At 66.3% G+C, this 12921-nt stretch carries 13 protein-coding genes; 4 read left to right on the top strand and 9 right to left on the bottom strand.

Annotation, left to right across the window (positions count from 1 at the left end):
- Nucleotides 1–4: 4 nt before the first annotated feature.
- From Q0L48_RS01300 to Q0L48_RS01290, 3 genes are all read right to left on the bottom strand, one after another.
- A complete protein-coding gene (locus Q0L48_RS01300) occupies nucleotides 5–646 on the bottom strand; it encodes an XrtA/PEP-CTERM system exopolysaccharide export protein (RefSeq protein ID WP_296716339.1) in 642 nt (213 codons plus the stop codon).
- Nucleotides 647–851: 205 nt separating this feature from the next.
- Nucleotides 852–2078, bottom strand: coding sequence for a pyridoxal-dependent decarboxylase, exosortase A system-associated (locus Q0L48_RS01295; RefSeq protein ID WP_296716338.1), 1227 nt, complete (start codon nucleotides 2076–2078; stop codon nucleotides 852–854).
- Nucleotides 2075–3634: an acyl-CoA ligase (AMP-forming), exosortase A system-associated gene (locus tag Q0L48_RS01290; protein WP_296717078.1), complete on the bottom strand. Its 1560-nt coding sequence runs from the start codon at nucleotides 3632–3634 to the stop codon at nucleotides 2075–2077. Before Q0L48_RS01290 ends, Q0L48_RS01295 begins: the two co-directional genes overlap by 4 nt.
- A gap of 55 nt (nucleotides 3635–3689) precedes the next feature.
- Between Q0L48_RS01290 and Q0L48_RS01285 the strand changes: the two genes are divergently transcribed.
- Genes Q0L48_RS01285 through Q0L48_RS01270 form a run of 4 tightly spaced genes read left to right on the top strand, consistent with a single transcriptional unit; the run spans nucleotide 3690 to nucleotide 6496 of the window.
- On the top strand, nucleotides 3690–4670 hold the full coding sequence (locus tag Q0L48_RS01285) for a GNAT family N-acetyltransferase (protein ID WP_296716336.1): 981 nt from the start codon (nucleotides 3690–3692) through the stop codon (nucleotides 4668–4670).
- Between the two features lie 54 nt (nucleotides 4671–4724).
- Nucleotides 4725–5021, top strand: a complete 297-nt coding sequence (locus Q0L48_RS01280) for an acyl carrier protein (RefSeq protein WP_296716334.1) — start codon at nucleotides 4725–4727, stop codon at nucleotides 5019–5021.
- Between the two features lie 12 nt (nucleotides 5022–5033).
- Nucleotides 5034–5708: a hypothetical protein gene (locus Q0L48_RS01275; RefSeq protein ID WP_296716332.1), complete on the top strand. Its 675-nt coding sequence runs from the start codon at nucleotides 5034–5036 to the stop codon at nucleotides 5706–5708.
- Nucleotides 5705–6496: a hydrolase 1, exosortase A system-associated gene (locus Q0L48_RS01270; RefSeq protein WP_296716331.1), complete on the top strand. Its 792-nt coding sequence runs from the start codon at nucleotides 5705–5707 to the stop codon at nucleotides 6494–6496. Before Q0L48_RS01275 ends, Q0L48_RS01270 begins: the two co-directional genes overlap by 4 nt.
- Here Q0L48_RS01270 and Q0L48_RS01265 read toward each other — a convergent pair.
- The 6 genes from Q0L48_RS01265 to Q0L48_RS01240 form a co-directional block, all read right to left on the bottom strand.
- The gene (locus Q0L48_RS01265; protein WP_296716329.1) at nucleotides 6493–7689 is read right to left on the bottom strand and encodes a class I SAM-dependent RNA methyltransferase; all 1197 of its coding nucleotides are present in this window, start codon (nucleotides 7687–7689) and stop codon (nucleotides 6493–6495) included. The two genes, Q0L48_RS01270 and Q0L48_RS01265, sit on opposite strands and share 4 nt — an antisense overlap.
- Entirely contained in the window at nucleotides 7686–9077 is a 1392-nt protein-coding gene (locus Q0L48_RS01260; protein WP_296716328.1) for an NAD(P)H-hydrate dehydratase, read from the bottom strand. The genes Q0L48_RS01265 and Q0L48_RS01260 overlap by 4 nt, the downstream gene beginning before the upstream one ends.
- Nucleotides 9077–9424 carry a hypothetical protein gene (locus tag Q0L48_RS01255; protein WP_296716326.1) on the bottom strand — a complete coding sequence of 116 codons (348 nt, stop codon included), beginning with the start codon at nucleotides 9422–9424 and terminating at the stop codon, nucleotides 9077–9079. The genes Q0L48_RS01260 and Q0L48_RS01255 overlap by 1 nt, the downstream gene beginning before the upstream one ends.
- Complete coding sequence (ilvD, locus tag Q0L48_RS01250; RefSeq protein WP_296716324.1) at nucleotides 9405–11126, bottom strand: dihydroxy-acid dehydratase; 1722 nt, start codon at nucleotides 11124–11126, stop codon at nucleotides 9405–9407. Before ilvD ends, Q0L48_RS01255 begins: the two co-directional genes overlap by 20 nt.
- A gap of 42 nt (nucleotides 11127–11168) precedes the next feature.
- Complete coding sequence (locus tag Q0L48_RS01245; protein ID WP_296716322.1) at nucleotides 11169–11885, bottom strand: N-formylglutamate amidohydrolase; 717 nt, start codon at nucleotides 11883–11885, stop codon at nucleotides 11169–11171.
- Between the two features lie 123 nt (nucleotides 11886–12008).
- Entirely contained in the window at nucleotides 12009–12812 is an 804-nt protein-coding gene (locus tag Q0L48_RS01240) for a 4-(cytidine 5'-diphospho)-2-C-methyl-D-erythritol kinase (protein WP_296716320.1), read from the bottom strand.
- Nucleotides 12813–12921: the final 109 nt, after the last annotated feature.

Below are 12921 nucleotides of genomic sequence, written 5' to 3'. Positions count from 1 at the left end.
CCTCTTAGAACCGGCTTTCCGGGATGATGATCGTATCGCCCGGCATCAGCATGACATTGGCGCTGGCATCACCGCGGCGGATCAGATCGGACAGGCGAACCCGGTATTCCTCCTGCTCGCCGCTTTCGCGGTTCTGACGGATCAGCTTGGCACTGTTGCCGGCCGCAAATTCGCTCAAGCCCCCGACGGCGATCATCGCGTCGAGCGCGGTCATGTTGGCCCGGAACGGCAGCGAAGCGGGCTGCGGCGTCGCACCGATCACGCGCACCTGCTGGCTGAAATTGCCTTCGGGCGTGTTGACGATCACCGAAACAATCGGCTGCTCGATATATTTTGCCAGCTCGCCGGCGATGTAATCCTGAAGTTCGGTGGAGGTCTTGCCGACCGCCGGAATATCCTGAACCAGCGGAATGGTCAGCCGCCCATCGGGCCGCACGCGCACCTTGTCGGCGCTGAGTTCGGGATTGCGCCACACATGGATGGTAATCTCGTCAAGCGGGCCGATCGTGTATTGCTCGCTCGGCGCGATCGGAGCGTCGCTATAGCTTGCCGGGGGCAGTTCCTTCCCGCCGGTCGCGCAGGCAGACAGCGCCAGCGGTGCCAGGCTGAGTGCGGCAAAGCGATAGACAGACAGTGATCGGGGCATCGACGAGAATCCTTGGCCAGTTCAGCGTCCGGCGGGTTTCGGAAGACGCAGCAGGAGCGACCTGTAATACGCCACCGCCGCAACGTCGGGCTGTTCTCGCTGGAAATGGTGAACATATTGTTAGTTATACAGCGGCAAATCCTGAGGTTTCCCGGATCGGGACACCCCGTCGGCGCGGGTTAACGCTGCCTGCCGTGCCGGCCCGTCAGACCAGAATTTCAGCCGCCGGGCCATGGCCGAGGAACGCGGACGGGCTGGCGCTGGCACCATAGGCTCCGGCGCAGAACACTGCGACCAGATCGCCGACCTGCGCTGCGGGCATCAAGGCAGCGTCGGCCAACCGGTCAAGCGGGGTGCACAGGCACCCGACGATGTTCACTTCCTCTGTCGCTTCCGCTGCGTAACGGCTTGCAATCGCTGAAGGATAGTTGCGCCGGACGACGGTACCGAAATTGCCCGACGCGGCCAATTGGTGATGCAGCCCGCCATCGGTCACAAGATAGGTGGTGCCGTGGCTTTCCTTGCGATCGATTATGCGTGTCAGGTAGACCCCCGCCTCGCCCACCAGATAACGCCCGAGTTCAAGGCACAATTCGCTGGCTTCCAGCACCGGCGGCAGGGTTTCCACACGCTCGGCCAGCGCCGCGCCGATGCGCGCCAGATCGAGCGGCACGTCGCCGGGAAAATAGGGAATGCCGAAGCCCCCGCCCATGTTGAGTTTGGGGCAGCCATGGCCGATTTCGTCGGCCAGATTCGCAGCCAGTTCCAGCACGTTACCTTGCGCTTCGATGATCGCGTCTGCACTCAACGCCTGACTGCCGGTGAAGATATGCATGCCGCGCCACTCGGCCCCTTCGCCGATCAGCGTCCGGGCGAGCGCCGGAACCTTGTCGGCATCGACGCCGAATGGCTTGGCCCCGCCGCCCATCTTCATGCCGGAGCCCTTGAGTTCGAAACTGGGATTGACCCGGATCGCGATGCGCGGCGCTTTGCCGATCCGCTGTCCGATGGCGAGCGCGCGCCGGCCCTCGCCCTCGCTCTCGCAATTCAGGGTCACACCCACGGCAATCGCCGCCTCCAACTCGTCGTCGCGCTTGCCCGGCCCGGCAAAGCTGATCCGCACCGGATCGATGCCGACTTGGGCGCACAGCGCGAGTTCGCCCGAAGATGCGATGTCGAATCCGTCGACCAGCGGCGCCATGTGGCCGATCACCGCCGGATGCGGGTTGGCCTTGACCGCGTAATTGATCCCCACCCGTTCCGGCAGCGCGGCGCGCAATTGCGCGACCCGTGCATCGAGATGCGCGCGCGAATAGACGAACAGCGGGGTGCGCCCGGCTTCGGCCACAAGCTCGCTCGCGCGCATGCCGCCAATCGCAAGTTCGCCGTCGATAGTCTCGTAACCGGCTGGAATCGGACCGACGGGCTTCATGGGGCGAATTCCTGTGTGAGCTGATCCTGCAAGGCAGTGCGATCGATCTTGCCGTTGGGGTTCAATGGCATCGCCGCGCGCCAATGGATATGCTGCGGCTGCATGAAATTGGGCAATTCGCGCTGGAGGCGTCTGGGCAGTTCGGCGCGCGCGGCCTCATCCGCGCCCCCAGGCTCCTTTACGGCACGCACCACCAGATGCACCGCCTGACCGAGCCGAACGTCTGCCACACCCAGCGCCACCGCTTCGGCCACCAGCCCGGTCGCGAGCGCGGCGTCCTCGATCTCCTGCGGGCTGATGCGGTTGCCCGCGCTCTTGATCATCGCATCGCGCCGCCCGGCGAAATAGAGCAAACCGTCCGCAGCGCGCCGCACCCGGTCGCCCGACCACACGGCGGTGCCGCCATAGGCGGAGGCAGCGGGCGCGGGCCGAAACCGTTCTGCGGTGCGCTGCGCATCCTGCCAGTAGCCCTGCGCCACCAGCGGCCCGCAATGGACAAGCTCGCCCTCCTCGTTGTCCGCCGCCACCTCACCGGTATCGCCGATAACGAGAATCTCTGCGAAGGGAATCGCCTTACCCATTGATGTCGGATGCGAATCAACCAGCGCGGGATCGAGAAAGGTGGAGCGGAACGCCTCGGTCAGGCCATACATCGGGAACAGGTCCGCCTGCGGGAACAAGCCCCTGAGCGCCTTCACCAGATCCACCGTCAGCGCCCCGCCGCTATTGGTCAGCCGCCGCAGCGGCGATCGGGCTTCCTCGGGCCAGTCAAGCTCGGTGAGTTGCACCCACAGCGGCGGCACCGCGGCAAGCGTCGTCACCCGATGCTTCGCACAGGCTTTGGCGACATCCTTGGGAAACAGGAAATCTAGCGGCACCACGCAGCCGCCCGCATACCATGTGCTGAAAAGCTGGTTCTGCCCATAGTCGAACGACAGCGGCAGCACCGCCAGCGTCACGTCGTCGCGCGCCAGCCCGAGATAATGCGCCACGCTGACCGCGCCGAGCCACATATTGGCATGGCTCAGCATCACGCCCTTGGGCTTGCCGGTAGAGCCGGAGGTGTAAAGGATCGCCGCCAGTTCCGCCGGATCGATGCGCGACGGGCCGAGCACGCCGAAATTGTCTGCCATCCGCAGCGCCTCGCTCTCGCCCAGCGCCGCACAGCCTGGGGGCAGATCGTCCGGCTCCATCGAAGCAAGCCGCGAGCCGGTGCCGATCAGCAGCTTAGCTCCGCTATCGGAAAGGATATGCGCCGCCTGCGCGCGCTTCAGCAGCGGGTTGATCGGCACATGCACCAGCCCGGCACGCGCGGCGGCCAGCGGCAGCAGGCAGGTGAGTTCGCCCTTCGCAGCCCAGCTTGCCACCCGTGCACCCGGTCCGGGCAACATATCGATCAGCCACATCGCCAGCTGGCCCACACGCTGTCTTAACTGATTGTGGTTAAGCGTGCGGTCCCGCAGCACCAGCGCTGGCCTGTCTCCATACCCCGCCACCCCTGCCAGTTCGGCGAGGTGATCGAGCGGACGCGGGGCAGGATCGGGCGGTTGCGGCATCAACGGAGCATTCTTTGAAGTGATCGAGGCGCGGTATCACGATAGCGTTAACGTCTTGCAAGCTCTCAATGCGCCTGCGGAGCAAGCGCCGTTCGACCGGGCGGAGTGGTATGCGCTGTTGGCCGACACCGGGCTGACCCCGCTGATCGCGTTCGCGAGCGATGCTGTTAACGCCGCCGCACTGGCGCTGACCGAGGATCGCGGCCGGATCGCGCCACTGCGCAACTGGTACAGTTTTACCTGGCGTCAGCTCGCCCCGGCCGGCGCGGCGGGCGACCGGCTGCTGGAGGCGATAGCGCGGCAACTGAAGTCGCGTGGCTACCGCGTCACGCTCGAACCCGTACCGGGCGAAGATGGTTCGGCCGAGCGGCTCGCGCGGGCCTTTCGCGCGGCAGGCTGGCGCGTATCGGCCCAACCCTGCGACACCAATCACGTCCTGCCGGTGCGCGGGCGCTGCTTCGCCGATTACTGGGAAAGCCGCCCCGGATCATTACGCACCACCCTCAAACGCAAGGGTAAAAAGGTCGAAACGCAGGTTCTCACCCGGTTCGATCCGCAGGTATGGGCCGATTACGAAGCGATCTACGCCGCCAGCTGGAAACCTGCCGAAGACCAGCTCGCCATGCTGCGCGCCTTCGCCGAAGCCGAAGGCGCGGCGGGTCGTTTGCGGCTGGGTGTTGCACGGGCAGAAGGGCAAGCCATTGCAGCGCAGTGCTGGACGGTAGAGAATTCAATAGCCTACATCCACAAGCTCGCACATCTTGAAAGCCACAAGGCGTTGTCGGCCGGCACGACCCTGAGCGCGGCCCTGTTCCGGCACGTGATCGACGTCGACAAGGTCGATCTGGTCGATTTCGGCACAGGCGACCAGAGCTACAAGGCGGACTGGATGGAGGCCGTTCGTCCACGGTTCCGAATCGATTGCCTCGACCCGGCACAGCCGCAAGCCTGGCCCCCGCTCGCCAAGCGATTCCTGCGGTCCTTGCGCGCCGCACCGACCCCCGCAGCGCTTGCACCCACGGCTGCGCATGGCTAAGCCCCGCGGCCACGGTCGCGCCGAGCGATCATGGCAGGGATTTTGGGCAAGCCGATGAACAGTATTCCGACCATCCCGAGCGAAGCCGAAGCGGCTGCGCTCGATTCCGAGCTCAAGGGCTTGATCGCCGACGTGCTGGGCCTCGACCCGGCGCAGGCGGCCGCCTTCGGCCCGGATTCGGGCCTGTTCGGCCACCTGCCCGAGCTGGACTCGATGGCTGTTGCCGGTCTGCTCACCGAAATGGAAGACCGCCTCGGCATCGTGATCGAGGATGACGATGTCGACGGCGAGATGCTGGAAACCTATGGCGCATTGCGAGCCTTCGCTCAGGCCAAGCTTGCCTCGCGCTAGACCCCTGCCCTCGTGATTTCCACGTGGACCATCGCAGGGCCTTACGGCGCGACCACCGATGAATTGCTGGTCGCCTTCGATCGCGCGCGCGCGCGGCGGGTGCTGGTGTGCCCGGCGTGGTTCGATGAGGCGAACAAGCTGCGGCGCTTCACGGTCGAGGTGATGCGGCGGCTCGATGCCGCGGGGATCGACAGTTTTCTGCCCGATCTGCCCGGCTGCAATGATAGTCTCGCGCCGCTGGGCGGGCAAACCCTCGCCGGATGGCAGGCAGGGATGCAGGCCGCCGCGACCACCTTTGCCGCAACCCACGTGCTGGCGATCCGCGCTGGAGCGCTGGTCGCGCCCGCACACCTGCCCGGCTGGCATTATGCGGCGCAGTCCGGCCCTAAGCTGCTGCGCGGCTTGATCCGCGCCCGCACCATCGCCGCCCGCGAGGCCGGGCGTGAGGAAAATGCCGATGCGCTGATGGAATGGGGCCGCGCCGAAGGGCTGATGCTGGGCGGCTGGACGCTGGGTGCGGCCATGATCCGCGAACTCGAATCTGCCGAACCTGCACTGGCCGAGGGGCAGAGCGATATCGCGCAAAGCCAGCTTGGCGGAAACGGCCTGTGGCTGCGTGCCGAACCGGGCGATGACAGCGCGCAGGCCGATGCTCTCGCAGGAATCGTGGCGGGCAGCGCGCCATGAGCCGCCTGCCACTATCCTTCGGCTGCGGGCAGTTACACCTTGCCGCCACGCTCGACACAGCGCCCGGCACCACCGGCCTGCTGATCGTCAGCGGCGGCAACGAAATCCGCTCGGGCGCTTTTTCCGGGCAGGCGCAACTGGCCGCTCGCATCGCCCGCGCAGGGTTTCCGGTATTCCGCTTCGACCGGCGCGGGGTGGGCGACAGCGAAGGCGAGAACCGCGGGTTCCGCCACTCGGCCAAGGACATCGCCGCCGCAATCGAAGCCTTCCGGGCGATCACACCGCAGGTCACTCGCGTGGTCGCATTCGGCAATTGCGATGCTGCTTCGGCGCTGATGCTGTCGGGCGGCGAAGGGCTGTCGGGGCTGGTGCTGTCGAACCCCTGGACGATCGACCACGAGGCCGGGGGCGAGAACGCCGACGCGGCCCTGCCCCCGGCCGCAATCCGGGCGCGTTATCTCGAAAAGCTCGCCAACCCGCGCGAGGTTGCCCGGCTGCTCGGCGGCAGGGTGAATATGGGCAAGCTGGCGCGCGGGCTGGTGCGGTCGGTTACTCCGGCAGCGGCGCATTCAGACCTTGCGCAGGAAATGCGCGCAGGGCTGGCGGCGTTCACGGGCGACGTGCGCATCCTGCTCGCCACTGCAGACCGCACCGCGCAGGTGTTCGAGGCGGCATGGGACGCATCCGATCCGCGCATCCACCGCTGCGAAGGCGCAGGTCATGCCTATGTCGAGCCGGAGCACCGCGACTGGCTGCAGGCGCAGATCCTCGTGGCTTTGCGTTCCTAACGTTCGAACAGGCTGACCAGTTCGACATGGGTCGACCAGCGGAACTGGCCCACCGGGCGCAGTTTCGTCAGGCGAAAGCCCGCTTCGGCCAGCGTCGCGGCATCACGCGCCCAGCTTGACGGGTTGCAGCTGACATAGACCACGCGGGCAACGGTGCTCGCGGCAATCTCGGCCACCTGCGCCCGCGCGCCTGCACGCGGCGGATCGAGCAACACGGCATCGAAGCGATTGAGCTCCGCCGGTTGTAGCGGGTTGCGGAACAGATCGCGGTGGAGCGCCAGAACGGTGTTGCCCGCCAGCGCTCCGGCGGTTTTGCAGGCGAGATGCGCCGCACGCTCGGCCTCCACGGCCAGCACCTTGCGCCCCTGACGCAGGCCGAAGGCGAAGGTGCCAAGCCCCGCGAACAGATCGGCCACCATCCGCGCATCGCCGAGCCATTCGGCGGCATCCGCAACCATACGGGCCTCAGCATCGGCGGTGGCCTGCAGGAACGCACCGGGCGGCAGGCCCACCGGCACACCCGAAAGTGTCACCGTAACCGGTTCCGGCTCCCACAGGGTTTCGGGGCCATAGCCCTGATCGATGGTAAGCCGCGCCAGCCCCTGTTCGCGCGCGAAATCGAGCGCCGCTTCGGTCGGTCCCAGCCCTTCGAGCGGGAATTGCGTCAGGTTCGCGTCGACCCCCTGATCGGCGAGCGTCAGGTCGATCCCGACCATGCCTTTCGGCCCATTCGCCGCCACGAACCGCCGCAGCGGCGTGATCAGCGCAGCCAGCATTGGATGCAGCACCGGACATTCGGCAAGGTCGACCACCCGGTGCGATCCGCCCTCGCGGTAGCCCAGCACCGCGCCCCTTGCCGTGCGCAGACCGTGCAACCCTGCGCGGCGGCGAGTGGCGGGGGGTGACAGGTGGACGGCGAGCAGTTCGGCAGGCTCCAACCCCTGTCCCCTGGCGGCATTGGCGACCCGATCGCGCACGAAATCGGCCAGCACCGCGTCATCGGCGTGCTGCAACTGGCACCCGCCGCAGGTGGCGAAGTGGCGGCAGGCGGGCGCGATGTGGTGCGGCCCGGCAGCGATCTTTCCTTCGGCATCGACAGTGTCCCCCGGCACGCCTCCGGAGACATGGCGGCCAGAGGCGGTCACGCCGTCGCCCTTGGCGGCGAGGCGGATAATGGGTTCTGAAACGGTCACAGCGCGGCCGCTAGCGCCTCCTGCACCCGTTCGGCAAGCTGCGATGGCGTGAAGGCTGCCCCGGCCCGCCGTGCGGCCTCGCCGTGGAGCCACACCGCCTCGCACGCGGCGGTGAAGGGATCGGCCCCGGCCGCCATCCGGCTCACCGCAATTCCTGCCAGCACGTCGCCCGTTCCCGCGACCGAGAGCCAGCTCGGCGAAGGGGGGGCGAGCGCGACGCGGCCATCGGGCGCTGCAATGATGCTGTCCGGACCCTTGGCGAGCACAACCATGCCGCTGACCTTCGCCAGCGCCAGCGCCCGCGCGCGGCGTCCTTCCGCGATCACGCTGAAATTGCGGCACAGGGTTTCAAGCTCGCCGTCGTGCGGGGTGGCGAGCATCGGCATATCTCGGCCGAGCATATCGGGCGTCAGCATCACCAGCGCATCGGCATCCAGCACCAGTGCACGCGCTTGCTTCAGCGCTTCGGCCAGCATCGCCTTGGCCGCCTCGTCGCGCCCCAGCCCCGGTCCGGCCAACACCGCCGCGATTCGATCATCCGCCAGCGATTCTGCGAGCGGCGCGGTGTCCGTCACGATGTCGGCAGGCGTGCGCGGATCGGCTTCGCGGGTCAGCAGCTTCACATACCCCGCCCCGGCATGCTGCGCGGCGGCAGCAGACAACAGGCTTGCGCCCGGCATCGGCCCGGCGATGATCGCAGCAAGGCCGCGGCGGTATTTGTGGCTGTCGGCGGCAGGTGCAGCAAGGCGCGGTCGCCCGATCAGCTGCGCTGCTCCCTCAACCGCCGCGATACCGATCGGCACCAGACGCATCTGGCCCATCAGCGCCCGGCCGGGCAGGCACCAATGCGCGAATTTCCACGCGCCAAGCGCCAGCGTGAGATCGTAACGTGGCAGCCGCTCGTTCAGCACCGCGCCGCTATCGCTGGCGATGCCCGAAGGCACATCCACCGCCACCCTGTAGCAGTGCCGCGCCGCCAGATCGCGCAGCAGCAGCGCGTGTTCGGCCGTGAGCGGGCGGGCGAGGCCCGATCCGAACAGGCAATCGACGAACACATCGCCTTGCGCACCATTCCCTGCACCCGCGACCGCGCCATTCCAGCGGCGGCGTGCCTCCTTCGCCGCATCGGTTGCCGGAGGAACGGGAGCGATGACCTTCACCGCGTTTCCGGCCTCACGTAAAATGCGTGCGATAACATAGCCATCGCCGCCATTGTTGCCGGGGCCGCACAGCACTGTAACGCTCCGCCCTGCGGCCACGCGCCGGATCCATTCGGCGGCGCCGCCTGCGGCGATCTCCATCAGTTCCGTAACGCTGGTTCCCGCATCGAACAGCAATTGTTCGGCTTTGCGCATCTGCGCAGCGGTGAGGACTTGCGCCGCGCTCACTACGGGACGGTGGTAAGCATCTCGGGCGAGATATGGTAGCGATCCTCACCCACGGAAAATTGCACAGCGCCGCCCTCTCCCGCCAACGGCACGAGCGGCTCTGCCCCGTCCAGCGGGGCAAGTGCGCCAGTCGCAGCATCGCGCGCGAACCTGCGAAAACCGCCGTCGGGATGGTGGATGACCATGTCGGGCGACCCGGCCACCAGTTCCAGCGTGCACACCGGCGACAAATCCGCGCCTGCACCAATCGCGCATTCGACTGTGACCCCCGGCGGCGGCGGGCTTTCCTCGGCGCACGCTGCCAGCAGCGGTAGAAAAACAAGCGCGCTAGATATCCGCAAAGACATGGGTTTCCGCCTTGGCACCGGGGTGAGTCAGCGCACCATAGCGCGCCGGGCCGACATTCTGGGCATAGCGCCACAATGCGCCAGCCTGAAAATCGTTGGACCGTGGCTGCCACGCCTTGCGGCGTGTCGCCAGCACATCCTCGGCCACGTCGAGTTCGATCGTGCCCGCTTCGGCATCGATGCTGATGATGTCGCCATCCTCGACCAGCGCAATTGGGCCGCAATCGGCGGCTTCGGGGCAGACGTGCCCGATGCAGAACCCGCGCGTTGCTCCCGAAAAGCGCCCGTCGGTGATCAGCGCAACCTTTTCGCCCATCCCCTGCCCATAGAGCGCAGCGGTGGTCGACAGCATCTCGCGCATGCCGGGGCCGCCGCGCGGGCCTTCGTAACGGATCACGATCACGCAACCTTCGGCAATATCGCGCTTTTCGACAGCGGAGAAGGCATCTTCCTCGCATTCGAACACCCGCGCCGGGCCGCTGAATTGCAGCCGCGCCATCCCCGCAACCTTCACGATCGCACCGTCGGGCGCGAGGCTGCCGCTGAGGCCGACCACTCCGCCGGTGGGGGTAATCGGGGTCTTTACATCGTAGAACACCTTCTGATCGGGGTTCCAGGTGATCTGTTCGAGGTTTTCGCCGATAGTCTTGCCGGTGACGGTGATCGGATTGGGATCGATGAACCCGCCATCCAGCAGCGTTTTCATCGCCATGTAGACCCCGCCAGCCTCATGCATGTCCTTGGCGACATATTTCCCGCCGGGCTTGAGGTCCGCGATGTAAGGCGTTGATTTGAAAACTTCGGCAACGTCGAACATGTCGAAGTGGATACCCGCCTCGCTCGCCATCGCCGGCAGGTGGAGCGCGGCGTTGGTCGAACCGCCGGTGGCGGCCACCACACGCGCGGCGTTCATGAATGCTTCGCGGGTGCAGATGTCGCGGGGGCGCAGGTTCATGGCGACAAGTTCCATCACCTGCTTGCCCGCAGCCACGGCAATGTCATCGCGCGACCTGTAAGGAGCGGGCGCCATGTTGCTGTTCGGCAGCGACAATCCGATCGCCTCGCCGACGCAGGCCATTGTGTTGGCGGTGAACTGCCCGCCGCACGCGCCATGGCCGGGGCAGGCGACCTTTTCGAGCGCGATCAACTCGGTCAGCGGGCAGTTGCCGGCGGCGTATTGGCCGACCGCTTCGAACACATCGACCACGGTCACATCGCTGCCGCGGTGGGTGCCGGGTAGGATCGATCCGCCGTAAACGAAGATGCTCGGCACATTGAGCCGCAGCATTGCCATCATCATGCCCGGCAGGCTCTTGTCGCAGCCCGCAAAGCCGACAAGCGCGTCATAACAATGGCCTCTGACCGAAACCTCGACCGAATCCGCGATGATCTCTCGGCTGATGAGCGAGGACTTCATGCCCTGGTGGCCCATCGCGATACCGTCGGTGACGGTGATGGTATTGAACCGGCGCGGGGTGCCGCCGCCTGCGATCACGCCTTCACGGCAGATATCGGCTTGCGCGTTCAAGGTGGTGTTGCAGGGCGCAGAATCGTTGCCCGCGCTGACCACGCCGACGAAGGGCGCGGCGATTTCCTCCTCGGTCATGCCCATCGCGTAATAATAGGAGCGGTGCGGCGCGCGCTCCGGACCGACCGAGACGTGGCGGCTGGGAAGCTTCGATTTGTCAAACTTGGACGACATAAGATTTCCTGCTGAAGGCAATTTGCGAAACGTCCCCTGCCTTCAGGCGAGCGATGACGCAACCCTTTGCGCAATGCCGGCGAGCAATGCCGCCCAGCGGGTGTGATCTGCAGCGGTCTGCGTCAGGTCTTGCCGCAACTCGATGCCGAGGTATGGGCGGCCGTGCGCCTCGGCATGGCGGTTCATGGTGTAATTGAGATCGCGGCCCGAATAGGGGAGGTTGTCGCCCACATTAAGCCCCTCGGCTTCGAGCAGCGGGATGGCGATGCGCGCGGCGCGGTCATCCGTGTTGTAGAGCACGCCGACCTGCCAGGGCCGCGCTTCGGTGCGTGAGGCAAGGTGCGGGGTGAAGCTGTGGAGCGAGAGGATCAGCGCCGGTTCTGCGGCTGCCAGCCAATGCTCTAACGCGCTGTGATAGGGACGATGGAAGCGGTTCAGCCGCCCTTCTCTGTCCGCGCCGACATTGCCGGGGATCGGGTACCCATCGCTAGCTTCGGGGACAAGACCGGGGGCGGTTTCCTCACGGTTGAAGTCGCACACAAGGCGGCTGACGGCGGCGATGTGGGCGGGGATGCTGTGGTCACTCGCTAGCAGTTCCGCAATGGCGGCGGTGCCGATGTCGACCGCGATGTGTTCGCCGAGCAGATGCGCTGGGATGCCGAGAGGGATATCCTCGGGCACGTGGTTGCTGGCGTGGTCGGCAGTGCAGATGATGCCGCCGCGAGTGGGCGTGCCGAGTTGGCGGTAGGGTACGCTCATTCCCTCAACTCCGTTCGCGCTGAGTTTGTCGAAGGGCTGCACTTCTCTTTGGGCAACATGCGAAGCCGCAAGAAAGACAGTGCTTCGACAAGCTCAGCACGAACGGGGTAGAATGAGGTCCGTTCATCGCAACCGCCCCGCCATCGTCCACCACTCCGCAGGCATGGCCGCCGCCGCCGCGTTGCGGGCCTCGGGTGTATCGTAGAGCGCAAAGCAGGTCGCGCCCGATCCGGACATGCGGGCGAGCCATGGCGCGGAATCCTGCAACGCCGCCAACACCTCGGCGATCACCGGGCACAGCGACATGGCGGGCGCTTCGAGGTCGTTGCGCCCTCCCCGCGCAATGTCGGACGCTGAGCCTTCCGGCAGAGCGCCCCGATCAATCCCGTCCCATGCCTTGAACACCGGGCCGGTCGACAGCGGCACCCGCGGGTTGACCAGCAACACAGGGGTTCCGGCGAGGTCGTCTTCCACCGCAAGCTGCTCGGTGCCGGTGCCGAGGCCGATATGGGTGCGGCTGAGGACGCAGGCTGGCACATCCGCGCCGAGCTTCGCCGCCCTTGCCTGCCAGTCATCGGGCAAGCCGTGAAGCGCCTCGATAATCCTGAACACCGCCCCCGCATCCGCCGACCCGCCACCGAGTCCAGCCGCAACGGGGAGGTTCTTTTCGAGCGTCACCGCAACCCTTTGCGGGCGCGGAAGCGCGTTCAAGGCCTTGGCAACAAGATTGTCGAAGGGATTGTCCAACCCGCCCGCAAACTCGCCCAGCGTGGTGACGCTGTCGGCTGCGGCAGGCGACGCGCTCAGCACATCGCCCGCATCGACGAAGGCGAACAGGGTCTCAAGCTCGTGATACCCGTCCTCCCGCCCCCTGCGGACATGCAGCGCGAGGTTGATCTTGGCGTAGGCGGTTTCGGTGGTGGCCAAACTTCAAACTTTCGTCATTGCGAGGAGCCGAAGGCAACGTAGCAATCCAGTTTCTAGCGATGCACCAGAGCGACACGTTCGATGCTGGATTGCTTCGCTGCGCTCGCAA

This window comes from Erythrobacter sp. (assembly GCF_024305245.1).
In the GTDB taxonomy this organism is placed as follows: Bacteria; Pseudomonadota; Alphaproteobacteria; order Sphingomonadales; family Sphingomonadaceae; genus Erythrobacter.
Note: the sequence above shows the minus strand (reverse complement) of the source record. Positions and strands in the feature narration are given on the sequence as shown.

Bases quoted from the DNA above. Each gene is read 5' to 3' on its own strand.
- Q0L48_RS01300 (WP_296716339.1), bottom strand. From the start codon at position 646: ATGCCCCGATCACTGTCTGTCTATCGCTTTGCCGCACTCAGCCTGGCA.
- Q0L48_RS01295 (WP_296716338.1), bottom strand. From the start codon at position 2,078: ATGAAGCCCGTCGGTCCGATTCCAGCCGGTTACGAGACTATCGACGGC.
- Q0L48_RS01290 (WP_296717078.1), bottom strand. From the start codon at position 3,634: ATGCCGCAACCGCCCGATCCTGCCCCGCGTCCGCTCGATCACCTCGCC.
- Q0L48_RS01280 (WP_296716334.1), top strand. From the start codon at position 4,725: ATGAACAGTATTCCGACCATCCCGAGCGAAGCCGAAGCGGCTGCGCTC.
- Q0L48_RS01270 (WP_296716331.1), top strand. From the start codon at position 5,705: ATGAGCCGCCTGCCACTATCCTTCGGCTGCGGGCAGTTACACCTTGCC.
- Q0L48_RS01255 (WP_296716326.1), bottom strand. From the start codon at position 9,424: ATGTCTTTGCGGATATCTAGCGCGCTTGTTTTTCTACCGCTGCTGGCA.
- ilvD (WP_296716324.1), bottom strand. From the start codon at position 11,126: ATGTCGTCCAAGTTTGACAAATCGAAGCTTCCCAGCCGCCACGTCTCG.
- Q0L48_RS01245 (WP_296716322.1), bottom strand. From the start codon at position 11,885: ATGAGCGTACCCTACCGCCAACTCGGCACGCCCACTCGCGGCGGCATC.